We start from the raw sequence: 23,243 nt of genomic DNA, 5'->3' as shown, positions 1-23,243 counted from the left end.
CCGCTCCCGCCGCTAGCCGGCTTCCATGGCGCGGGCTAGCGCCAGCGACGCCTCACGGCACAGGCCGGCATATTCCGGCGAGGTGCGGAACGCCTCGTCGCGCGGCTGGTTCGGGTCGATCTTCAGCTCCGCCGCGATGCGGCCAGGGCGCGCGCGGAAGACCAGGATGCGCGAGGAGAGGTAGACGGATTCGAACACCGAATGGGTGACGAAGACGATGGTGCAGCCGAGCCGGTGCCAGACCTCCAGAAGATCATTGTTCAGCTTGAAGCGTGTGATCTCGTCGAGCGCGGCGAAGGGCTCGTCCATCAGGAGCAGGCTCGGGCGCGTGACGAGCGCGCGGGCGATGGAGACGCGCATCTTCATGCCGCCGGACAGTTCGCGCGGATAGGCGTCGCGGAAGGCGGACAGGCCGACCATTTCCAGCGCTTCCTCAATGGCCGCCGTCGCCGCCTTGCGGCTGGTGCCGGCAAGGCGCAGCGGCAGGTACACATTGCCGAAGACACTGGCCCAGGGCATCAGCGTCGGCTCCTGGAAGACGAAGCCGATGGAGGGGCGCGCCGCCGCGCCGGCCGCCCAGTCGATCCGCCCGCCCGTGGGCTCTGACAGGCCGGCGATGAGGCGCAGCGCGGTGGATTTGCCGCAGCCGGAGGGCCCGAGCAGGGAGAGAAATTCCCCCTGCCGCACCTGCATGTTCAACCCTTCCAGCGCCGTCACCGCATTGGCGAAGCGCTTCTCGACACCTGACAGCGCGAGGAGGGGGAGAGTTTGGGTGGAGGCGGCTTCGAGTGTGGACTGCATCATTGTCTCGTCATCCCGGCCGAAGAGCCGGGATCGCTCTCCATCTGCGAGCCGATCCCGGATCGGCCGTGCGGCCGTCCGGGATGACGGAAAGTCGGCGCGGATCGTCCGCCAGCGTCGCCATCCGCTACTTCGCGAGATCCTTGCCCACGCCCTTGTTCACGAATTGCAGCGTATAGGATTTCTTGTAGTCGATGTCGCCGTTCACCACGCCAGCGCGGACCATCTTGTCGAAGAAGCTGGTGATCTTCGCATCCGTCATGGCGCCGACGCCGAGCGTCTTGGTGTCCCCGGAATCGACGATGCCATACTCCTTCAGCTTGGCGATGGAGAAGGCGATCATCTCATCCGTCATTTCCGGATTGTCCTTCTTGATCAGCGCGTTCGCCTTGGTGTTGTCGCCGTAGAGATAGTTGTACCAGCCGATGATCGAGGCATCGACGAAGCGCTGCACCAGATCGGGGTTGGTCTTCACCAGTTCGCTGCGGGTCTCGATGGTAGTCGAGTAGGTATCGAAACCCTGATCGGCCAGCAGGAAGAGCGAGGGCTTGAACTTGCCTTCCTTCTCCACCGCATAGGGCTCGGAGGTGATGTAGCCCTGCATGGCGCTGTTCTTGTCGGCGAGGAAGGGCGCGACGTTGAAGGTGTAAGGCTTCACCTGATTTTCCGAGAAGCCGAAATCCTTCACCAGCCACTGGTAGTAGCTCGCCAGACCCTCCTTGGAGATGAACAGGGGGCGGGTCTTCAGATCCTCGAACTTGGTCACATCCGGGTGGGCGATGAGAACCTGCGGGTCTTTCTGGAACAGCGCGGCGACGATGACGGTGGGAATGCCTTCCTTCACCGAATCGAACGCCTGCAGCATGTTGGCGCCCATGTAGAAGTCGATCTTGCCGACCGGCAGCAGCAGCCGGTTATTGGCCTGCGGGCCGCCCGGCAGGATGGTGACGTTCAGCCCGTATTTCGCATAGGTGCCGTCCACCACCGCCTGGTAGAAGCCGCCATGCTCGGCCTGCGCCACCCAATTGGTGCCGAAGGTCACCTTGTCAGCGGCGAGGGCAGGAGCGGTGAAGGCGGCGCAGGCGAGGGCCGCCAGGGCGGCGATCCGAGGAAAACGCAGGCGCGGAAGACGCAGGCGCATCGATGTCTCCATCCGGTGCGAAGAGCGGCGATCAGGGGTGAGGGCGAAGCACTGCCACCATGATAGGCGAGCTTAATACGGATGCACATAGGGCTTGGATGGGTCGTCGCATCCGGCGTGGCGATTGCGCCGAGCCCCGCCCGCGCCTAGCCTTGCCCCATGCTTCGCCATCTGATCCCCGCCGGTGTCCGGCGCCCCTTCGCCCGCTACAGTCACGCTGTCGAGGTGCCGGCCGGCGCGCGCCTCCTGCTGGTCTCCGGCCAGCTCGGCATCACCGAAGATGACGTGATCCCTGAGGATGTGGAAGCGCAGGCCGCGCTCTGCTTCCGCGCCATCCGCGCCTGCCTGGCCGAAGCTGGCATGGGGTCGGGCGACATTGTCCGTCTCAACGCTTATGTCACCGACCGGGCCTATCTTGCCGGTTACATGGCGGCGCGCGACCGCTTCATCGTCGATCCGCCGCCGGCCTCGACGCTGATGATTGTGTCCGGTTTCGCCCGGCCGGAATTCAAGGTCGAGATCGAGGCGCTGGCGGCGAAGGCGGATTGATCCTAGAACCGCCCCGTCACGAACCGGATCGCCTGCCATGCCGCCCAAACGCTTCTGGACCGAACTCACCTGGACCGATTTTCAGGCCGGGGACACCGCGAACTGGATCGCCGTTCTGCCGGTGGCGGCGGTGGAGCAGCATGGCCCGCATCTGCCGGTCGGTGTCGATGCGTTCATCGGCGAGGGCTATCTGAAGGAGGTGGCCCGCCTGCTGCCGGATGACATTCCGGCGGTGTTCCTGCCGATGCAGGCCATCGGCAAGTCGAATGAGCATCTGTTCTATCCGGGCACGCTGACGCTTTCCTCCGAGACGGTGATGCGTGCCTGGACCGAGATCGGCGAGAGCGTCTACCGCGCGGGCGTGCGCAAGCTGGTCATCGTCAATTCGCATGGTGGCAATGTCTCGGTGATCGACATCGTGGCGCGCGAGCTGCGGGCGCGCCTCGGCATGCTGGCGGTCCACGTCTCCTGGCACCGCTTCGGCTACCCGGAGGGGCTGTTCTCGGCGCAGGAGCGCCAGCACGGCATTCATGCCGGTGGGGTCGAGACCTCGCTGATGATGAATTTCCGGCCCGACACGGTGCGGGAGAGCGAGATCGCCGACTTCCCGCCGGTGACGCTCGCCATGGAGCAGGAATTCGCCTTCCTGCGCGCCGGCAGCCCGGCCGGCTTCGGCTGGATGGCGCAGGACATCCAGCCCACCGGCGCGATGGGCGATGCCACGCAGGCGAGCCCCGAGAAGGGCGAGACCTGTGCGCATTTCGGCGCCCGCGCTTTTGTCGAGCTGCTGGCCGATGTGCAGCGCTTTGATCTTTCTCGACTGCCGGCCGGTCCGCTCGGCGGGAGCGCGCTCTGATGGAAGGCTCGGTCGCTGGCGCGCCGCTTCCCGAGATGGAACTGAGCGTGGAGGAGGCGCGGGCCTATGCCGCCCGCGTGCTCGAGCATTTCAACACCGCGCCGGACAATGCCCGCCTCACCGCCGCGGCGCTGGTGGCGGCGGAGGCGGATGGACTCGGTACCCATGGCCTTGCCCGCCTGCCGAGCTATTCGGCCATGGTGGCCGCGGGCAAGATCGACGGCCATGCCGTGCCGCGCGCCCAGCGCCTGACGCCGGCGCTGGTGGCCGTGGATGCCGGAAACGGCTTTGCCTATCCCGCGATCGAGCAGGGCCTGCCGCTGCTGGCGGAGGCCGCGCGCGAGAGCGGCATCGGCCTGCTGGCGATCCGCCGCTCCAGCCATTTCGGCGTGGCCGGCCAGCCGGTGGAGGCGTTGGCCATGCGCGGTCTGGTCGGCCTGGCCTTCGCCAATGCCTCCGCCTCGATTGCGCCCTGGGGCGGCAAGAAGGCGGTGTTCGGGACCAACCCGATCGCCTTCGCTACGCCATTGAAGGACCGCCCGCCGGCGGTGGTGGACCTGTCTGTGGCCAAGGTGGCGCGCGGCAACATCCTCGCCGCCGTGCAGCGGGGCGACGCTTCCATTCCCGAGGGCTGGGCCTTCGACGTGGACGGCAACCCGACCACCGATGCCAAGAGCGCGCTCGCTGGGACCATGGTGCCGATGGGCGACGCCAAGGGCACGGCGCTGGCCTTCATCATCGAGGTGATGGCGGCGGCGCTCACGGCCTCGACCTTCTCCTTCGACGCGCCCAGCTTCTTCGATGGCAAGGGCCCGCCGGCGGCGGTGGGGCAGCTCATCATCGCCATCGACCCCGGCCGGCTGGCGGGCGACGCCTATCTCGATCATCTCGAGCGCCTCGCCGCCGCTATCGAGCGTGAGCCCGGCGCGCGGCTGCCGGGCACACGGCGGCTCACTAACCGCGCCCGTGCCGCGCGGCACGGGGTGAAGGTCGGCGCGGCGTTGCGTCGGGCGCTCGCCGGGATGGGCTTTTCCGACTGAACGTTGGCGCCCGCGCTGTCAGGCGGGCAGGGTCGACCAATCCGGATACCAGCCGCCCTCGCCCTTGCGGAACAGCGGGCAGGAGATCGGCGCATGGACGAGGCCCGGCCAGGCCGGGTCTATGGCGCCGAGCGTCTTCTGCCAGACATTGGTTTCCTTGATCGCGGTGGCGACGCCAACAACATTGGCGCCGATGCGCCGCATCAGTTCCAGCTCGGCGGAAACCGTGCCGCCTGTGGAGATGACGTCCTCGACCAGCAGCACGCGCTTGTCCTCCAGCCGCTCCAGCAGGCGCGGGTCGATGAACACCGTCTTGGGCTTGAGCGGGCTGGTGATCGAGATCACCGGTATGGAGAGTTCGTCCTCGAACCAGAATTTGCGCGAATAGCTCAGCGGCACATAGTGCGGGTGGCCGAGCTTCTTCGCCACCGAGGCGGCGAGCACCATGCCGAGGGTCGGCATGCCGACGACGATTTCCGGCGCGAGGTGGCGCACCTGATCGGCGATCGCGGTGGAGAGCCGGTCTTCCAGCGCGAAGGAGTTCTCGGTGATGCAGAGATAGGCGATGGCCGTCTCGAAATCGGGCGGCAAAGCGAGGAAGGGCAGGTCGGCCCAGTCGCCGTCAGGCAACCGGACGGGGTAGCTGTCGCGATAGGGCGGAGGCCCGAGTTCCGGCAGTTCGGCGTCGGGAATGATACGGTCGCGGTAGCTGCCGCGGTCAGAATAGGTGAGGGGCATGGGCACTCCGGCATGGGGGTAGGCTCCCACCAGCAACCAGAATGCCAAAGGCCGCCGGGTTGAGCCGGCGGCCTGAGTTCAGATGCGTCGCGGCCGAGGCCGCGCGCGTCACTTCTTGGCGTTTTCGATCGCCTGCAGGATGATCTCGCGGGCGCGGTCGACGCCTTCCCAATCGGCGACGCTGACCTTCTTGCCCTTCTCCAGATCCTTGTAGTGGGTGAAGAAGTGGGCCACCTGCTCAAGGACGAGCGGCGGCAGGTCATCGCAGGTCTTGACCTTGGAGTGGTAGGGGTAAACCGAGTCCGCCGGCACAGCGAGGATCTTCTCGTCGCCGCCCTTCTCGTCGGTCATCATCAGCACGCCGACCGGGCGCGCGGCGATAACGGAGCCGGCCAGCAGCGGGATCGGCGAGACGACGATGATGTCGAGCGGGTCGCCATCGTCACCCAGCGTGTTGGGGATGAAGCCGTAATTGCCCGGATAGAACATCGGCGTGTGCAGGAAGCGGTCGACGAAGAGCGCGCCCGACTCCTTGTCGAGCTCATACTTCACCGGCGCGCCGCCGGCCGGGATTTCGATGATGGCGTGAACCTCGTCGGGGGGATTCGGGCCGATCGAGATGCGTGAAATGTCCATGAACGGGCTCCCAGGTCGAACAGGCCGGCCGCGCCGGCGGGCAAAGTCGGCCCTCTATTAAGTCGGCGAGGCGACGGCGTCGAGACGGGAAAGCACGATCCCTTTGGTGAGAGCCGCCCGCCGGCGTGTCGGTCACGACCACGAGGTGGGCGCTGATATAAAGTATCGAAGGGCTGGACGGGCGCGTGGGATATGATGTATCAGATGTGCCCACGGAGTTGTCTTCATGCCCGCCTTGCCCAAGCTCGCTGCCCCCTCCCACGGTCACCTCGATGACGAAGGGGCGGCGCAGGGGGGGGGTGCCGTAACGGCACACGGGAGTCTGACCCGCGCGGCTGGTCCGGCGCATGACCACGGCCACGCGCACGATCACGGATCGGCGCACGCTCACGCGCTTCATCACGTCCATTCTCATTCCCATGCGCCGGGCCAGCGCCACCCCATGGCCGAGCCGGGCTTTTCGTTGCTGCGCCTGTCGGTATGGCAGCGGCTCGCCATCGCCCTGCCGCTGACCGTGGTGCTCTGGGCGGCGGCGATCGCGGTTATTTCCGGCGGGGGTCTGTGATGGGCAAGGTACTCGCCTTTCGCGACCTGACCCTCGGTTATGAGCGCCACCCGGCGGTGCATCACCTCCAGGGCGAGGTGGGCGAGGGCGCGCTGCTCGCGGTCTGCGGTCCCAATGGTGCGGGCAAGTCGACGCTGCTCAAGGGCATCGCTGGCGTGCTGACGCCGCTTGCCGGCGGCATCGACTGCACGGTCGCCGCGCGCGACATCGCCTATCTGCCGCAGGCGGCGGAGATCGACCGCTCCTTCCCGATCGACGTCTATGACCTTGTGTCCATGGGGCTGTGGCACCGCGCCGGGCTGTTTGGCGGCATCGGGCGGGGGGATCGGCACCGGATCGAGCAGGCCATCGCCGCTGTCGGTCTCGAAGGCTTCGAGCGCCGGCCCATCGGCACGCTGTCGGGCGGGCAGATGCAACGCACGCTGTTCGCGCGGCTGCTGCTGCAGGAGGCGCGGCTGATCCTGCTGGACGAGCCCTTTACCGCGCTCGATGCCGGCACCATCGCCGATCTCGTCGCGCTGGTGGAGCGCTGGCATGGCGAGGGGCGGACCATCCTTGCCGTGCTGCACGATCTCGAACTGGTGCGCAGCCATTTCCCGCAGACGCTCCTGCTCGCCCGCGAGCCGGTCGCCTGGGGCGAGACGCGCGAGGTGCTGACCACGGCGAACCTCTCCGCCGCCCGCCGCATGTGCGAGGCCTGGGACGATGCCGCCCCGTTCTGCGCGCCGGAGCAGGCGGCATGATCTACGAATACCTGATCGCCCCGTTCGCCGAGTTCGACTTCATGCGCCGCGCGCTGGTCGGCGCGCTGGCCCTCTCGGTCGGCGCCGGTCCCATCGGCGTGCTCATGATGCTGCGCCGGATGAGCCTCGCCGGTGACGCCATGGCGCACGCCATCTTGCCGGGTGCGGCGGTCGGCTTCCTCGCCGCCGGGCTCAACCTCTTCGCCATGACCATTGGCGGCCTTGTCGCCGGCTTCGCCGTCGCGATCGGCGCCGGTGCGGTGGCGCGGGCCACGCAGATGAAGGAGGACGCGGCGCTTGCCGCCTTCTACCTCATCTCGCTGGCGCTGGGCGTGCTGCTGGTCTCGCTGCGCGGCTCCAATGTCGACCTGCTGCACGTGCTGTTCGGCACGGTGCTGGCGCTGGACGACGCGACGCTGCTGCTCATCGTCTCGATCTCCAGCTTCTCCCTGCTGGCGCTGGCCGTGCTCTGGCGCCCGCTGGTGCTGGAGAGTGTCGATTCCGGCTTCCTGCGCTCGGTCAGCCGGGCCGGGGCGCCGACCCATCTCGTCTTCCTGGCGCTGGTGGTGCTGAACCTCGTCGGCGGCTTCCATGCGCTCGGCACGCTGCTCGCGGTCGGCATGATGATGCTGCCCGCCGCAGCGGCACGGTTCTGGACCCGCGAACTCACCGCCATGGTCGGCCTGTCGGTGCTGATCGCGGCGCTGTCCGGCGTCATTGGCCTTCTTGTTTCCTATCACGCGGGCGTGCCCTCGGGCCCGTCCATCATCCTCGTCGCCGGCGCGAGCTACGCGCTGTCTGTCCTGTTCGGGCCGGTGGGAGGGCTGCTTCCGCGCCTCGTACCGCGCCGCCATCTCGAAGCCTGAGGAGAATTCCCATGCTGTCCCGCCGTCATCTCATCGCCGCGGCCATGGCCGTCGGCCTCGCCGGTCCTGCCTTCGCACAGGATGCCGCGCCTGCCACCAAGCTCCCCGTCGTCGCCTCCTTCTCCATCCTCGGCGACTTCGTGAAGGAGGTCGGTGGCGACCGCATCGCCGTCTCGACGCTCGTTGGGCCGAATGGCGACGCGCATGTGTTCCAGCCGGCCCCGGCCGACGCCAAGAAGGTCGCGGCCGCCAAGGTTGTGTTCGTCAACGGCCTCGGCTTCGAGGGCTGGATGAATCGCCTCATCAAGGCGTCCGGCACCAAGGCGACCATCGTCGTGGCGACCAAGGGCGTCGCCCCGCGCAAGATGGAAGAGGAAGAGGGCGGCCATGATCATGGCAAGGACGCCCATGCCCATGAGATCACCGACCCGCATGCCTGGCAGTCGGTGGCCAATGCCAAGCTCTATGTCGCCAATGTCCGCGACGGGCTGATCGCCGCCGATCCGGCCGGCAAGGCGACCTATGAGGCCAATGCGACCGCCTATCTGGCCAAGCTCGACGCGCTCGACGCCGAGGTTAAGGCGGCGATCGCCACCATTCCCGCCGAACGCCGCCGCATCATCACCTCGCATGATGCCTTCGGCTATTTCGGCGCCGCCTACGGCATGGAGTTCATCGCGCCGCAGGGCGTGTCGACCGAAGCCGAGGCCTCGGCTAAGGACGTCGCCAAGATCATCCGCCAGATCAAGGCGGAGAAGATCCCGGCGGTGTTCATGGAGAACATCTCCGATCCGCGCCTCGTCAAGCGCATCGCCGACGAGACCGGCGCCAAGATCGGCGGCGAGGTCTATTCCGACGCGCTCTCCGATGACAAAGGCCCGGCGAGCACCTACATCGACATGATCGAGAACAACATCCGCGCGTTCTCCTCGGCGCTGTCGAGCTGACCCTTTTCCGGGGCGTTCCCCGGACATCGCTGAAGCCAGCAATCCCGGATCGTCGCGTGGCGGCGGTCCGGGATGACGCGTTTGAGAAGACCTTTGGAGTGGCCCATGCCCGCTACATCGCCCGATACCCAGTCCGACAAGATCCCCGTCACCGTGCTGACCGGCTATCTCGGCGCCGGCAAGACGACACTGCTGAACCGCATCCTCTCCGAGCCGCACGGCAAGAAGTTCGCCGTCGTCGTGAACGAGTTCGGCGAAATCGGCATCGACAACGACCTCGTGGTCGGCGCCGATGAAGAAGTGTTCGAGATGAACAATGGCTGCATCTGCTGCACGGTGCGCGGCGACCTGATCCGCATCATCGACGGCCTGCTGCGCCGCAAGGGCGATTTCGACGGCATCATCGTCGAGACCACCGGCCTCGCCGACCCGGCCCCGGTCGCCCAGACCTTCTTCGTCGACGAGACGGTGGGGGCCAAGACCACGCTCGACGCGGTGGTGACGGTGGCGGACGCCAAATGGCTGAAGGACCGGCTGAAGGACGCGCCGGAGGCGAAGAACCAGATCGCCTTTGCCGACGTGATCCTGCTCAACAAGACCGACCTCGTCTCGGAGACCGAGCTGAAGGACGTGGAGATGCGCATCCGCGCCATCAACCCCTTCGCCCGCATCCACCACACCCAGCGTTCCAACATCGCCATCGACAAGGTGCTCGGCCAGGGCGCGTTCGACCTCGACCGCATCCAGGCGATCGACCCGGACTTTCTGGAGGGCGGTCACAAGCACTTCCACGACGAGGACATGCAGTCCTATTCCTTCTCGTCGGACAAGCCGCTGAACCCCGACAAATTCTTCCCGTGGATCCAGGAGCTGACCCAGCGCGAGGGGCCGAACATCCTGCGCTCCAAGGGCATCCTCGCCTTCAAGGACGACCCGGACCGCTTCGTGTTCCAGGGCGTTCACATGATCCTCGACGGCGACCACCAGCGCCCCTGGCGGGCGGATGAGGCCAAGCTCAGCCGCATTGTCTTCATCGGCCGCAAGCTCAACCGCGCCGCGCTCGAGGCGGGTTTCCTCTCCTGCGTGGCGTGACCGCGGCGTCATCCCGGCGGGTGCCCCGCACCGCGTCGGGATATTCGTGCCGTCCCGACCCGATCCCGGCACAGCCTGACGGCCGTTCCGGGATAACGTCCATCTGGGGCATGCCCACCGCCTACCCGTGACGTCCGGGCCGAATTGGGTTAACCCCACAGCGTCCCCACGAAAGCCGATCTCCCCATGGCCGTCCTTCCCTCGACCCCGTCCTCCCTGACCTCCCGCCTCAACACGCTCGATCTCGGCGCCAGCGTCGTCGGTGTGCGTTTTCTTGGCGGGGCGGCGGGATTCGTGCTCGGCAATGGCGAGATCGTGCTGGCGGAGCGGAGCGAGGAGACGCGGGTGCGCGCCCACAAGGGCGCGGTGCTGTCGGTGGCGGGCGACGCCCGGCGCATCCTCACCGGCGGCGATGACGGCCGCGTGGTGGCTGTCCGTGGCGACGGATCGGTTGAGACGCTGGCCGAGCAGAAGGGCCGCTGGATCGACCAGGTGGCGACGGCCAATGACGGCGCCTTCGCCTTCTCCGCCGGCAAGACCGCGCATTTCCGGCCGGTGAAAGGCGACGCCAAGTCGCTGGACCTTCCGTCCACCGTGGGCGGTCTCGCTTTCGCGCCCAAGGGCACGCGCCTTGCCGTCGCCCATTATGGCGGCGTGACGTTGTGGTTCCCCAACGCACAGGCCAAGCCCGAGGTGCTGGAGTGGAAGGGCTCGCATCGCGGCGTGGTCTGGCACCCGGAAGGGCGCTTCGTCGTCACCACCATGCAGGAGGCGACACTGCATGGCTGGCGGCTGCCCGACGGCGCCAATATGCGCATGTCCGGCTATCCCTCCCGCGTGCGTTCGCTGGAGTTCACCGCCGGCGGGCGGTTCCTTGCCACCTCGGGCTCGGCGGAGGTGATCCTCTGGCCCTTCGGCAGCAAGGAAGGGCCGATGGGCAAGCAGCCGGTGATGCTGGCGCCGCGCGATGTGCGGGTGTCCTGTGTCGCCACGCACCCCAAGGACGAGGTGTTCGCCTGCGGCTATGAAGACGGCCTCGTGCTCATGGTCCGCATCGCCGATGGCGCCGAGATCCTGCTGCGCGCCCCGACCGGCAGCCCGGTGACCGCGCTCGCCTTCCGCGCCGATGGCGGCGCGCTGGCCCTTGGCGACGAGGCCGGCAAGGCTGGGTTGCTGTCCTTCTGAGTGCAGCCTCCGGCTGAATATTTCTAGATGTGACAGGCGGTTAGCTCTTGGCCATGTGTCGCTCGGGCCACACCGCCGGCCTTATGTGACCTTGCGGACGATGCCGGCGGCTGGAGGGGCGAAAAGCCGTCCGGCTGTCACCCAACCGTCATCCGCCGCCATTACCCGCAGGCTTGAGGATTTTCAGGCCTGGGGATGTTTTCAATGAACCGCTTCTTCGTGTCGACCAGCGTGCGCGCGCTTGTCGCGGCCGGTGTTGTGCTTGCGGCGCCGCTTGCCGCGCAGGCCGGCAACTTTACCGTCAGCACCGCGACGACGACGCAGCAGCAGGTCTCCGGCACCAATGTCGGCACCGTCACCAGCTCCGGCTCGATCACCACCTCGGGCGTCGCCGTGTTGTGGAACGGCGCGGCGACCAGTACCGGCGTCAGCATCACCAATGACGGCACGATCAGCAGCACCGGCGGGCGGGCCTTCGACACCAGCGGCTCGTCGATCACCGGCATCTACACGCTGGTGAACAATGGCACGATCTCCGCGTCCAACGACACGTTCCGCATCAATGACGACTTCGCCAATGGCACGCTCAACGTGACCAATTATGGCACGATGACCTCCGCCACCGGGCAGGTGTTCGATCTCGCCAATGTCACCGCCGCAACCGCCGTGGTGACCATCACCAATTACGGCACGCTTGAATCCGGCACGGCTGACGTGGTGCGTCCCGGCACCGGCGGGACGGTGATCAATTACGGGCGCATCGAGGCGACCGGTCTGACCAGCGACGGCGATGGCGTCGACTTCCAGACCGCCGGCGGCACGGTCGTGAACAAATCGACCGGCGTGATCCTCGGCGCCAAGCACGGCATCACCGGCGATGGCGCGATCACCGTCACCAACGAGCTGGGCGGCAGCATCACCGGCCAGAACGGCTCGGGTATCAATGTAGACAGCACCGGCGCCACGGTGGTGACCATCACCAATTACGGGACCATCACCGGCGCCGTCACGGGCCTCCTCGACGATGACGGCGCGGCCGATGGCGTGCCGGATGGCGACGGCGATGGTATCGATGTGGATGGCCAGATCCTGCTGCACAATTACGGCACGGTGCAGGGCACCGGCGCGACCGGCACCAATGACGGCATCTCCAACACGGCGGACGGCATCGCGGCGGGCGGCGGCACGATCTACAATTATGCCGGTGCCGTCATCGAAGCCTATGACAACTACCCGAACGACGGTTCCGACGATGTCGGCCGCGCGATCCTGATCGACGATAGCAATGGCGGCGCCGCGCCCTTCGCGACCACCATCATCAACCAGGGCACCATCCGTTCGGACGGTGTCGCCATCACGCTGGTCGGCAACAACAACGACACGATCGAGAATTACAGCGTCATCTCCAGCGACGACGCCAAGGCCGTCGACATGGGCGGCGGCGACGACCTGTTCATCTACCATATCGGCAGCTCGGTCACCGGCTATGTGACCGGCGGGGCGGGCACCGACACGTTCGAGCTCGCTGGCACGGGCAGCTTCGACCTTTCCCTGCTCGGCACCAGCGCGCAGTACCGCGACTTCGAGGCGCTGCTGATCGCGGAAGGCGCGGTCATCACCGCCACCGGCACCAGCGACTTCGCCGGCACGCTTGAGATCGACGGCAGCCTGACGCTTAACGGCTCGCTCGCGGCGGCGGGCTTCACCATCGCCAATGGCGCGACGCTCACCGGTAACTCGACGGTCGCGACCCTCACCGTAGAGAATGGCGGCACCGTCTCGCCGGGCAATTCGATCGGCACGGTGACGGTCACCGGCACCGCGACCTTCAATACCGGCTCGACCTATGTGGTGGAGATCGACCAGACCTCGTCCGACCAGATCGTCGCCGGCACGCTGGCGCTGAATGGCGGCACGGTGCAGCTGTCCTCCTCCGGCCCGCTGAACGCCGGCGCCGTCTACACGATCATCAGCGCGACGAGCACCACCACGGCGGGCACCCAGTTCGACACGCTGGTCAGCCCGGATTACCTCTTCATCACCCCGACGCTGGGCCGCGACGGAGCCTCCGTAACGCTGACGCTGGCCCGTAACGGCACGAGCTTCGCGAGCTACGCCCAGACCGCCAATCAGGCGGCGGTGGCGAATGCGCTGGAGGCCGGCGGCACGGCGGCGTCCTATCTCACGGCGGCGACCACTGCGACCGACACCAGCCAGTTCGCGACCGGGTTCGACCTGCTCTCCGGCGAGGTCCATGCCTCGGTCGGCAACACGCTCTACACCCAGTCGACGCTGATCGGCGACACGCTCGCCGCCCGCCTGCGCCAGAGCGCCCCGACGGGAAGCAGCCCGGCCATGGCGGCGCTTGCCGCTGGCGGCCCGGCGCTCGCCTATGCCGCGCCGAGCACGACCAAGAGCCCGATTGTCACCAAGGCGCCCGTGGCGGCCCCGGTCGGCCCGGCCTATGCCGCTTGGGCGCAGGGCTTCGGCCAGTGGAGCACGGCGGACGGCACGGGCAATTCGGCGGAGATCGACAGCTCGCTCGGCGGTTTCCTCGCCGGCGCGGATGTGACGCTCGACGCCAGCACCTTCGGCTTCGCGGCGGGCTACGTCTCGGCCAACACCGATGTCGATGCCCGGCTCAGCAGCGCCGACACCTCGACCTTCGTGATCGCCGCCTATGCCGGCACCAGCCTTGAGAATTTCCGCCTGCGCGGCGGCGCCTCCTATGGCTGGACCGACACCGACACGCAGCGCACGGCGAGCTTCATGGGCCTCACCCAGTCGCTCACCGCCTCCTATGATGGCGGCACGGCGAATGTGTTCATCGAGGCGGCCTATGCGGTGGAGATGAATGCCATCGCCTTCGAGCCCTTCGCGCAGATGGCGTGGAGCTGGATCGACACGGACAGCTTCACCGAGAGCGGCGGCAGCCTGGCGCTCTCCTCGGACGGGCTGTCCTTCGACGTGCCCTATTCGACGCTGGGCCTGCGTCTCGCCACCTCCATCGAGATGGGGTCGGCGGTGGCCACGCCGCATGCCAGCCTCGGCTGGCGCCACGCCTTTGGCGACATCACGCCGGAAGCGGCGATGGCCTTTGCCGAGAGCGGCGCCGGCTTCGCGGTGCAGGGCGCGCCCATTGCCGAGGACAGCTTCGTGCTCGGCGCCGGCATCGACGTGAAGCTCGGCAAGGGCTTCAGCCTGAACATCGGCTATGAGGGCGAGTTTGCCAGCGATGTGGAGACCAATGCTGTGCGCGGCGGGCTGGTCTACCGCTTCTGAGCCCTGCGGCGGCGGGGCGTTTCCCGCCGCCTTCCGGGCCGCCCGGCATTTCCGCAACGGTACCTCTACCGCACTGCGGCAAATGGGATAGGCTGGCACTTCCGCAGGAGAGGAACCGAGCGCCATGAAGATCGAGGACGTCCGCCGCACTGGCTATTCCATGCCGCTGACCAACCCGGCCTATCCGGTGGGGCCCTATCGCTTCTTCAACCGCGAATACCTCATCATCACCTACCGCACCGACCCGGCGGCGCTGGAGAAGGTGGTGCCCGAGCCGCTGAAGGTGACGGACCCGATCGTCAAATATGAGTTCATCCGCATGCCGGACTCCACCGGCTTCGGTGACTACACCGAGACCGGGCAGGTGATCCCGGTGGAGTTCGAAGGCCGCAAGGGCGGCTTTGTCCACTCCATGTATCTCGACGATGAGGCGCCCATCGCTGGCGGGCGCGAGCTCTGGGGCTTCCCCAAGAAGCTCGCCAAGCCACGCTTCAGGGTGGAGAGCGACGTGCTGGTGGCCGATCTGCACTATGGCAGCGTGCTCTGCGCCTCCGGCACCATGGGCTACAAGTACAAGCCCGCCGACCATGACGCGGTGATGGCCTCCATGCTTGCCCCGAGCTGGCTGCTCAAGATCATCCCGCACGTCGATGGCAGCGCGCGCATTCTCGAACTCGTCGAGTATTATCTCGAGGAGGTCACCATCAAGGAGGCGTGGACCGGCCCGGCGGCGCTCGGCCTGTTCCCGCACGCCATCTGCGATGTCGCCAAGCTGCCGGTGCTCGAGGTGCTGTCCGCCGTCCACATCAAGGCTGACCTGACGCTTGGCCTCGGCAAGGTGGTGCACGACTATCTGAAGGATTGAGGCGGGCTCAGCCGAGCCCCAGCCGCTCGGCCGCCATGAAGCCGAACATCAGCGCCAGGCCGAAGGCGATAAGGGCGAGCGCGGCGAGGAATTCCACGCCGCGCAGCACCACCGCCCCGCTCGTGCGCCGGCGGGTGGCGGCAAGCCGGACCGCCGCGCGCTTGGCGAAGACCGCCAGCGCGGCGATGGCGCTCACCGTGATCGCCGTGCCGACGCCCATCAGTAGGGTCGAGGCGGCGCCGACCCAGAAGATGCCCTGCGTCAGCGCGAAGACCAGCACGAGGATCGCCCCGGTGCAGGGCCGCAGCCCTACCGAGAGCACCGCGCCCCACCATTCCCGCCAGCCGCCGCCCTTGGGCAGCGCCTCGGGAGCGGGCATATGGCCGTGCCCGTCTTCGCAGCCACAGTCATCGCCATGCACATGGTCCGGCTGCCCGCGCCAGGCGGCGATGAGCGCGCGGCCTTTCGCATAGGCGAGGCGCAGGCCGATCAGCACGATCAGCCCATAGGCGGCGAGTTCGATGAGATAGACCGCCCGGCTCATTGTCGCGGCGGTGGCGCCGATCAGCACGGCGAAGATGGCGGCGACGAGAATGGCGGTCAGTGCCTGCGCGAAGGCGCTGGCGAAGGCGAGCCCGATGCCGCGCTTCAGCGTCGCCTCATTGGCCAGCAGATAGGAGGAGATCACCGCCTTGCCATGGCCGGGGCCGGCGGCGTGGAACACGCCATAGGCGAAGGAGATGCCGCCGAGCAGGAACACCGCGTGCCCATCCTGCTTGGAGGCGCGCACAGCACCGGTCAGCAGCCGGTAGAATTCGGCCTGCTTGGCGAGGATGAAGCCGGCAATGCCGCCGACATCGCCCGGCACGTTGCCCGAGGGCGCGGGCGCCCCGACACCGAAGGGCGACTGGGCGAGGGCGGGATGGGCGAAAAGAAGCGCGGCGAGCCCGGCCATCGCGCCCGTCACCACCAGCGCGCGAACCGGAACGTGAGGCTTCACGAGCAGGTCACCGTCACGCGGTTGGCGAATTGCGAGCCGAAATTGCTGGCGGATGTCAGCGCGTTGAAGAAGCCTTCCGACAGCGTGGTGGTGCCCGTCGCCGGGTCCGGCCGGTGCAGCGCCAGCGAGCAGCCGGCGGCATCGCCCGCCAGCTTGATCGGATTGTCGTCGGCGAGCGCGAAGGCGACGAAATAGGTGGGATCGTAGACGTCGATCGTCGTCGAACCCTTCTTTGCCTCCGGCTCGGCCAGCGGCAGGGTGAAGTGCAGCGTCAGCGACGTTCCGTCATAGGTGAGGGAGTAGTCCTTGGGCGGGGCGAAGCCGATCGCCTGCTTGCCGCGCTTGGCATAGGTGAAATAGTCGAATTCCTTGAGGGAATCGATGTTCACCTGGGCGAGTTCCTTCAGCGTCTTCTCGCTGGGCTTGCCGTCCGGCCCGGTCTCCAGCCCCTGCAGCGCGTAGCTGGAAAAGCCCTCGTCAAAGGTCCAGTCGTGGCGCACGCCGGTGAGCCGGCCATCGGGCGCATAATCGAGCTCAGCATTCACCGTGACCCAGACATGGGGATGGGCAAAGGCCGGGGCGACGAGCCCGCACAGCACCAGAACCGCCCCGAGAAACCGCCGGATCATCCGCATCATCACCCTTGCCGCACCGCGCTCCCGCAGCGCACCGAATCTTCGCTGGGGAGTTCGGCGGAATGGTGACCGGTTCGGGGGCGAGGGCCAAGGGGGCGACGGTCCACCGAGGCCGTGGTTGCCGCCTGCAAAACGAAATCACCCCCGAGCTTGGCCCGGGGGTGATGATGTCTCGCTGTGTGCGGAGGCCTCATGAGCCCCCGCCGCGTCCGCCTCAGGCCGCCTTGGCGGACTTGGGCTGGAGCAGCTTGCGGTTGATCAGCGCCTCGGCGATCTGGACCGCGTTGAGCGCGGCGCCCTTGCGCAGATTGTCCGACACGCACCAGAAGGAGAGGCCGTTCTCCACCGTCGCATCCTCGCGGATGCGCGAGATGTAGGTCGCGTCCTCGCCGGCCGCCTCGTAGGGCGTGATGTAGCCGCCCGGCTCGCGCTTATCGACCACCAGGATGCCCGGCGCGGCGCGCAGGGCCGCGGTGGCTTCCTCGACGGTGATCGGCTTCTCGAACTCGACGTTGACGGCTTCCGAGTGCGAGATGAAGACCGGAACGCGGACGGCGGTGCAGGTCAGCTTGATCTTGGGATCAAGGATCTTCTTGGTCTCCACCATCACCTTCCATTCCTCCTTCGTGTAGCCGTCTTCCATGAAGACGTCGATGTGAGGAATGACGTTGAAGGCGATGCGCTTGGGGAACTTCTTCGCCTCGACCGGGTCCGACACGAAGACGGCGCGGGTCTGCGCGAACAGCTCATCCATGGCGTCCTTGCCGGCGCCGGAGACCGACTGGTAGGTCGCCACCACCACGCGCTTGATGGTCGCCAGATCGTGCAGCGGCTTCAGCGCCACGACGAGCTGGGCGGTCGAGCAGTTCGGGTTGGCGATGATGTTCTTCTTGGTGAAGCCGGCGAGGGCGTCGGCATTCACCTCGGGAACCACCAGCGGCACGTCGGAATCATAGCGCCAGGCCGAGGAATTATCGATCACCACGCAGCCCTGGCGGCCAATCTTGGGCGACCACTCCTTGGAGACGTCGCCGCCGGCCGACATCAGGCAAATGTCGGTGTCCGAGAAGTCATAATTCTCAAGGGCTTTGCACTTCAGGGTCTTATCGCCGAAGGAGACCTCCGTTCCCACCGAACGGCGGGAGGCGAGCGCGACGACCTCGTCCGCGGGAAAACCGCGTTCGGCGAGAATGTCGAGCATTTCGCGGCCCACATTGCCCGTGGCACCGACGATAGCGACCTTGTAGCCCATTGTGTCTCTCCTGACGGCCCTGCCATTCACAGGCTCGGGCGAGGGCGGGCTTTTACGCCGAAAGGCGGATGAGAGCAAGGTTTCGCCTGCGCCCGCGCGGCCTTGCGACGCCGCCCTCGCCGCGCGCCTCTGCCGCAACGTCACTATCGCGGGGAGTGAGGATGGAACCGCCGCCGGAGATCGCGGTTGTTCCATACCTCCAACAGGCGCCGCATGAGCCGTCGCGACCTCGCTCTATTATGCAACCTTTGCGATTTCCAGTTGTGCGCGCCGGCTCCATGCCGCGCCTGCGATGTCTAAAAGCATCCCGACGCGGTATCGCCGGGCGGACATTGTCCTATTCTGATGTATAATATCAGCGAAAACCGTTCACAGGCCCCAGAGTGATGCCCGCGGTACTAATAATTGACGACAGTACGACCAATCGACGCATCTACTCGGAGCTCGCGCGCCAGCTTGAGCCTAATGTTTACGTAGAGACGTTCGAGAACGGAACCGAAGCACTGGAATGGTTGGCGGAGCAGCGCGCTGATCTGATTATAACAGATTACAAGATGCCCAAAATGAATGGCGCCGAGCTGGTGCGCGCCGTTCGCGCCCTGCCGCATCTGCGCGACGTGCCCATTATCGTCGTGACTGCCTATGACGATCGCAAATTTCGCGTTGCCTCGCTTGAAGCGGGCGCGACAGATTTTCTGCTGAGCCCGGTGGATCATGTCGAGTTTCTGGCGCGGTCGCGAAACCTGCTGAAGCTGCGCCGGCAGCACCTGCTGCTTGCGGACCGGGCCGAGCAACTGGAAATCAACCTCAGCGCAAAGGACCAGTTGCTGCGCGAAAGTCGCGAGGCGCTGGCCCAAGTCATCGACACGGTGCCCGCTTTCATCAGCGCGTCCGACCTTGATGGCCGCTGCGTGCTGGTGAATGCCCAGCAGGCGGCGTCCATCGGCAAGGTTCCGAACGACCTTGTCGGGCAGCCGATCGAATCTTTGATCGGTGAGGAGCGCGGCCTTCTCAGCCGTCAGCTTGATCAGCTCGTGCTCAGGACGGGCAAGGCGATCGCACCCCGCGAGGAAGAGGTCGTCACTCCTGGCGGCGAGCACTACATCTACCTGACCAACAAGGCGCCGCTGCATGACGGCGCGGGCCGGATCAGCGGCATCCTGACCACCTCGATCGACGTGACCCAGCGCCGGCAGATCGAGCTGCGGCTGGAGTATCTGGCCAACCACGATTCGCTGACCGGACTTCCGAACCGTCTTCTGCTCCGCGATCATCTGCGCCGCGAGCTTGCGCGCGGCCGGCGTGGCAATCAGAGCTTCGCGCTGCATTTCATCGATCTGGACCGGTTCAAGGCGGTCAATGACGCCCACGGCCATCACCGGGGCGACCAGCTCCTGCAGGATGTGGCGGAAAGCCTGACGCGCCTGCTCGGCCCGGGCCTGACCGTGGCGCGCCTCGGTGGCGACGAGTTCGCGGTGCTGCAGCCTGACATTAACGGGCCGGAGGATGCGGAGCGTCTGGCCGTCACGATCCTGCGGATGCTCATTGGCGAGGACGAGAATTCGTCCTCCCCGCGTATCGGCGCCAGCATCGGCATCACGGTCGCCCCTCTCGACGGCGCGGACCCCGACGACCTGCTGCGCAACTCCGATCAGGCGATGTATCTGGCCAAGTCGGTCGGCGGCAATACGGTGCGCTTCTTCGCCGCCGACATGGCCCCGCTCGCCAGCCAGCGGGCGCAGATGGAAAGCGACATGCGCGACGCCCTGAAGCGCCGAGAGTTCCTGCTCCACTACCAGCCCCTGGTCGATCTGCGCAGCGGCTCTGTCATCGGAACCGAGGCCCTGTTGCGTTGGGCGCACCCGCAGCACGGCCTGCTGGCGCCGGGCGCGTTTCTGAGCCTCGCCGAGGAAAGCGGGCTGATCGTGCCGATCAATGAGTGGGTTCTGCGCGAGGCGTGCCGCCAGGGCATGGCGTGGCGGCAGGCGGGCATGGGCGATCTGCGCATGGCCGTGAACCTCTCCCCCGTGCAGTTCCGCCGCCAGAAGGTCGGCGAGCTGGTCCGCAGCGTAATCGAGGAAAGCGGTTTCGCCCCCGAGCTTCTCGACCTCGAACTGACCGAGGGCATTCTCATCGACTATAATGAGACGGTGTCCGAGCAGATGCGCCTGCTGCGCTCGCTCGGGGTGAGCCTCTCGGTGGACGATTTCGGGACCGGCTACTCGTCGCTGAACTACATCCGCAATTTCCCGCTGCAGCGCCTCAAGATCGACCGATCCTTCGTGAAGGATCTGGCGATCGACCCGCGGGCGCTCGCCATCGTGCGGACCATCATCGACCTCGGCCATAACCTCAATCTGAAGGTTCTGGCCGAGGGCGTCGAGGAGGTGTGTCAGCTTCAGACCCTTCGCGCGGAGGGCTGTGACGAGGTGCAGGGGTACTATTTCAGCCGGCCCGTGCCGGCGGAAATGTTTGTCCAATGGCTGGCGCACCGGGAGGGTGGGAACAACCCGACGCCATGAGGTAAGGTGTCATCATGCGATCCACCCCGCTCCAGCGCCGCCTGATGTCACCGATTCACTGGATCGCGAGCCGCCTGCGCAACCGCGCGGACAGCGAGCACGAGATGAGCTTCAACCGGCTCATCTTCGCGTTCATCATCGTCATCGTCCTGGCGGTGAACAGCACGACGAGCGACGTCCATGAGTCGCTGCGGGTGATGGCGCTGTACATCGTGCTGGCCCTCGGCGTCCTCGGGCACATCCTCATCCGCCCGGCGGTATCGCGCGCCCGGCGGGTCTTCGCGCTGCTGCTGGATTGCGGGTTTCTCGGCTGGCAGCTGCATCTGGGCGGCGAGGTCGCCGCGCTGTTCTACCCGATCTATCTCTGGGTCATCTTCGGCAATGGCTTCCGGTTCGGCGTCGCGGAACTGCTGACCGCGATACCCGTCGCCGTGCTGAGCTTCGCGATGGTCATGTGGACCACGCCGTTCTGGCGGGACCAGTGGCACCTGTCGCTCGGCCTGCTGGTCGGCCTTGTCATCCTGCCGGCCTATGCGGGAACCCTGATCCGCAAATTGTCGACGGCGACGAAGGTGGCGGAGGAGGCCAGCCAGGCCAAGAGCCTGTTCCTGGCGAGCGTCAGCCACGAGTTGCGCACCCCGCTCACCGCCATCGTCGGCATGACCGGCCTGCTGCGCGGCACGCCGCTGGCGCAGGATCAGCGCGAGATGGTCGACACCGTCGATGTCGCGACCCGCTCCTTGCGAACGCTCATCGACGGGCTGCTCGATCTCTCCCGCATCGAGGCCGGACGGATGCCGGTTCCGCATGCGCCCTTCGATCTCGTCGCGCTGCTGGCGGACGCTCGCCGGCTGGTCGAGGGACAGGCGCGCGAGCGCGGCCTGAGCTTCAATCTTCATGTGACGCCGCGCACGCCGCTCGACCTCGTGGGCAGCCGCCAGCACCTTCATGAGGTGTTGCTCAATCTCGCCGGCAATGCGGTGAAGTTCACCGAGAAGGGCGGCGTGACCATCGCCGTCGATGTCGAGCCGCTCGAGAACGGCCGTCTCACCCTGATCATAGAGGTCAGCGATACCGGCATCGGCATCGCCCGTGCCGATCAGGAGCGGATCTTCGAGGACTTCACCCAGGCGGATGCGAGCATTCTCAACCGTTTCGGCGGCACCGGCCTCGGCCTCGCGATCACCCGCCGGCTGGTTGCCCTCATGGGGGGCGCCATCTCGGTGGACAGCGAACCGGGCGTCGGGAGCACGTTTCGCCTGGAGGTGCCGGTCGACGGCGCCGCCCTCGACGACGCTGATGCAAAGCGCGACGTCCCTCCCGTTCTGGTCTGCCGCGACACGGCCCCGCTCGCCCCGCTGCTTGAGGCGCTCGGCGACCTCGGCCTGCCGCCCCTGATCGCCGATCCCCGGTTCGGGCCGGCCCGCATGTTCCCTCCACAGGCGGTGGGCGCTGTCCGGCTTCTGTATGAGCCGGACACGCGCAATCTTGCTTTGCCGGCGCCTCCCGCCAATTCGCCGCCGCCCGTGCTCGTTCGGCCCGCATCCGAGCCGGGACTGCCGCCGCTGGAACTGCGCCGGCTTTATGCGAGCGTGCTCGATGTGGGAGCGCCCGTCCATGAGGTGCAGCGCGCGTTGAGACTGGCCGGCCGTCTCGGCGTGGCCGCGTCACTTGAGGCGGAACCGGCCCTCCCGCCGGTGCCCCGCCGCGCCTGCCAGCTCCTGCTGGTGGACGACAACCGCGTCAACCAGCGTGTCTTCCAGCGCATCCTGGAGGGCGCCGGCCACAAGGTGCGCGTGGCGGAAACGGGCGAGCAGGCGCTGGATCTGCTCTCCGATGACGCCGACGCGTTCGATCTGGTGCTCATGGACTTCAACATGCCCGACATGGACGGGCTCGAAGCCAGCAAGCTCTACCGGATGATGTCGACTGGCGATAATCGCCTGCCCATTGTCGGTCTCACGGCGGACGCTACCGCGCTCGGTGACAGCCGATGGCGTGACGCCGGTATGGATGACTGCCTGATCAAGCCGGTGGAGCCGGGTGTTCTGCTGGCGATGATCGACCGCCGCGCGCGGGCCAGTGACGCCCCGGCGCCGCTGCAGGAGAATGGGGGAATTCTCCTCTATCCGGACAGCTCGCTGCGGCCGCTGGATGACGAGGCCATTGAGAGCCTGTGCCGCCTCGGCGGGCCGCATTTCGCGGCCGAGCTGATGGAGGATTACCTCGAGGACGCGCAGGCCATCATCGGGCGGCTCACCGCCACGGCCCGGCGCGGCGATGTGATCGCTTTCCGCAACGAAGCGCATGCGCTGCAAAGCAGCTCCGCCAATGTCGGCGCTCTGGCCCTCAGCGCGCTGTGTCAGCCCTGGCGCGACTTGCGCGGGGATGAGCTGCGCGCCCGCGCCGACGAACTTGATCGTCTGGCGCAGCATCAGCTGGCGCGTACCCGCGTGGCGATGCGGGCCTGTTCCGTTCGCCTGAAGAATACGGGATAGACGCCCCCGGCGGCCCCAGAGCCGCCAGGG

Annotated in this window: 20 protein-coding genes; 13 read left to right on the top strand and 7 right to left on the bottom strand. The window is 66.9% G+C overall.

Going from position 1 to position 23,243, the window contains the following annotated elements:
* Positions 1–12 precede the first annotated feature (12 nt).
* Both AncyloWKF20_RS12090 and AncyloWKF20_RS12085 read right to left on the bottom strand, forming a co-directional pair.
* The gene (locus tag AncyloWKF20_RS12090) at positions 13–804 is read right to left on the bottom strand and encodes an ABC transporter ATP-binding protein (protein WP_279314308.1); all 792 of its coding nucleotides are present in this window, start codon (positions 802–804) and stop codon (positions 13–15) included.
* Positions 805–928: 124 nt separating this feature from the next.
* Positions 929–1,942: an ABC transporter substrate-binding protein gene (locus tag AncyloWKF20_RS12085; protein WP_279314307.1), complete on the bottom strand. Its 1,014-nt coding sequence runs from the start codon at positions 1,940–1,942 to the stop codon at positions 929–931.
* Positions 1,943–2,101: 159 nt separating this feature from the next.
* Between AncyloWKF20_RS12085 and AncyloWKF20_RS12080 the strand changes: the two genes are divergently transcribed.
* The 3 genes from AncyloWKF20_RS12080 to AncyloWKF20_RS12070 are packed head-to-tail and all read left to right on the top strand — an operon-like array spanning position 2,102 to position 4,387.
* Positions 2,102–2,491: a RidA family protein gene (locus tag AncyloWKF20_RS12080; RefSeq protein WP_279314306.1), complete on the top strand. Its 390-nt coding sequence runs from the start codon at positions 2,102–2,104 to the stop codon at positions 2,489–2,491.
* Positions 2,492–2,528: 37 nt separating this feature from the next.
* A complete protein-coding gene (locus AncyloWKF20_RS12075; RefSeq protein WP_279314305.1) occupies positions 2,529–3,347 on the top strand; it encodes a creatininase family protein in 819 nt (272 codons plus the stop codon).
* Positions 3,347–4,387 (top strand): Ldh family oxidoreductase, encoded by a 1,041-nt coding sequence (locus tag AncyloWKF20_RS12070; protein WP_279314304.1) that lies wholly within the window; start codon positions 3,347–3,349, stop codon positions 4,385–4,387. Before AncyloWKF20_RS12075 ends, AncyloWKF20_RS12070 begins: the two co-directional genes overlap by 1 nt.
* Before the next feature lie 18 nt (positions 4,388–4,405).
* Here AncyloWKF20_RS12070 and AncyloWKF20_RS12065 read toward each other — a convergent pair whose 3' ends face one another.
* Together AncyloWKF20_RS12065 and ppa are read right to left on the bottom strand one after the other, a co-directional pair.
* Complete coding sequence (locus AncyloWKF20_RS12065) at positions 4,406–5,125, bottom strand: phosphoribosyltransferase (RefSeq protein ID WP_279314303.1); 720 nt, start codon at positions 5,123–5,125, stop codon at positions 4,406–4,408.
* A gap of 108 nt (positions 5,126–5,233) precedes the next feature.
* A complete protein-coding gene (gene ppa, locus AncyloWKF20_RS12060; RefSeq protein ID WP_279314302.1) occupies positions 5,234–5,761 on the bottom strand; it encodes an inorganic diphosphatase in 528 nt (175 codons plus the stop codon).
* A 442-nt stretch (positions 5,762–6,203) separates the two neighbouring features.
* Here ppa and AncyloWKF20_RS12055 point away from each other — a divergent pair, with 442 nt between their 5' ends.
* The 8 genes from AncyloWKF20_RS12055 (at position 6,204) to AncyloWKF20_RS12020 (ending at position 15,306) form a co-directional block, all read left to right on the top strand.
* Complete coding sequence (locus AncyloWKF20_RS12055) at positions 6,204–6,326, top strand: hypothetical protein (protein WP_279314301.1); 123 nt, start codon at positions 6,204–6,206, stop codon at positions 6,324–6,326.
* Positions 6,326–7,069 (top strand): zinc ABC transporter ATP-binding protein AztA, encoded by a 744-nt coding sequence (gene aztA, locus AncyloWKF20_RS12050; protein WP_279314300.1) that lies wholly within the window; start codon positions 6,326–6,328, stop codon positions 7,067–7,069. The genes AncyloWKF20_RS12055 and aztA overlap by 1 nt, the downstream gene beginning before the upstream one ends.
* Positions 7,066–7,935: a metal ABC transporter permease gene (locus tag AncyloWKF20_RS12045; protein ID WP_279314299.1), complete on the top strand. Its 870-nt coding sequence runs from the start codon at positions 7,066–7,068 to the stop codon at positions 7,933–7,935. Before aztA ends, AncyloWKF20_RS12045 begins: the two co-directional genes overlap by 4 nt.
* Positions 7,936–7,946: 11 nt before the next feature.
* Positions 7,947–8,882, top strand: coding sequence for a metal ABC transporter substrate-binding protein (locus AncyloWKF20_RS12040; protein ID WP_279314298.1), 936 nt, complete (start codon positions 7,947–7,949; stop codon positions 8,880–8,882).
* 105 nt (positions 8,883–8,987) lie between these two features.
* Positions 8,988–9,974, top strand: a complete 987-nt coding sequence (locus AncyloWKF20_RS12035; protein ID WP_279314297.1) for a GTP-binding protein — start codon at positions 8,988–8,990, stop codon at positions 9,972–9,974.
* A 186-nt stretch (positions 9,975–10,160) separates the two neighbouring features.
* Positions 10,161–11,159: a WD40 repeat domain-containing protein gene (locus AncyloWKF20_RS12030; protein WP_279314296.1), complete on the top strand. Its 999-nt coding sequence runs from the start codon at positions 10,161–10,163 to the stop codon at positions 11,157–11,159.
* 204 nt (positions 11,160–11,363) lie between these two features.
* The gene (locus tag AncyloWKF20_RS12025; RefSeq protein ID WP_279314295.1) at positions 11,364–14,441 is read left to right on the top strand and encodes an autotransporter outer membrane beta-barrel domain-containing protein; all 3,078 of its coding nucleotides are present in this window, start codon (positions 11,364–11,366) and stop codon (positions 14,439–14,441) included.
* A gap of 124 nt (positions 14,442–14,565) precedes the next feature.
* Positions 14,566–15,306, top strand: a complete 741-nt coding sequence (locus AncyloWKF20_RS12020) for an acetoacetate decarboxylase (RefSeq protein ID WP_279314294.1) — start codon at positions 14,566–14,568, stop codon at positions 15,304–15,306.
* Positions 15,307–15,313: 7 nt separating this feature from the next.
* Here the strand turns inward: AncyloWKF20_RS12020 and AncyloWKF20_RS12015 are convergent, their stop codons facing one another.
* From AncyloWKF20_RS12015 to AncyloWKF20_RS12005, 3 genes are all read right to left on the bottom strand, one after another.
* Entirely contained in the window at positions 15,314–16,261 is a 948-nt protein-coding gene (locus AncyloWKF20_RS12015) for a nickel/cobalt transporter (RefSeq protein WP_279317955.1), read from the bottom strand.
* Between the two features lie 41 nt (positions 16,262–16,302).
* Positions 16,303–16,944 carry a DUF1007 family protein gene (locus AncyloWKF20_RS12010; protein ID WP_279314293.1) on the bottom strand — a complete coding sequence of 214 codons (642 nt, stop codon included), beginning with the start codon at positions 16,942–16,944 and terminating at the stop codon, positions 16,303–16,305.
* 211 nt (positions 16,945–17,155) lie between these two features.
* Positions 17,156–18,193, bottom strand: a complete 1,038-nt coding sequence (locus AncyloWKF20_RS12005) for an aspartate-semialdehyde dehydrogenase (protein ID WP_279314292.1) — start codon at positions 18,191–18,193, stop codon at positions 17,156–17,158.
* Positions 18,194–18,579: 386 nt separating this feature from the next.
* On the opposite strand from AncyloWKF20_RS12005, the gene AncyloWKF20_RS12000 reads away from it, so the two are divergent.
* Both AncyloWKF20_RS12000 and AncyloWKF20_RS11995 read left to right on the top strand, forming a co-directional pair.
* Positions 18,580–20,715 (top strand): EAL domain-containing protein, encoded by a 2,136-nt coding sequence (locus tag AncyloWKF20_RS12000; protein WP_279314291.1) that lies wholly within the window; start codon positions 18,580–18,582, stop codon positions 20,713–20,715.
* Between the two features lie 44 nt (positions 20,716–20,759).
* Complete coding sequence (locus tag AncyloWKF20_RS11995; RefSeq protein ID WP_279314290.1) at positions 20,760–23,213, top strand: sensor histidine kinase; 2,454 nt, start codon at positions 20,760–20,762, stop codon at positions 23,211–23,213.
* The last annotated feature ends 30 nt before the right edge of the window (positions 23,214–23,243 follow it).

Source organism: Ancylobacter sp. WKF20 (assembly GCF_029760895.1).
GTDB lineage: Bacteria > Pseudomonadota > Alphaproteobacteria > Rhizobiales > Xanthobacteraceae > Ancylobacter.
The sequence above is the reverse complement of the archived record's forward strand: the minus strand, read 5'-3'. Positions and strand labels throughout refer to the sequence as shown.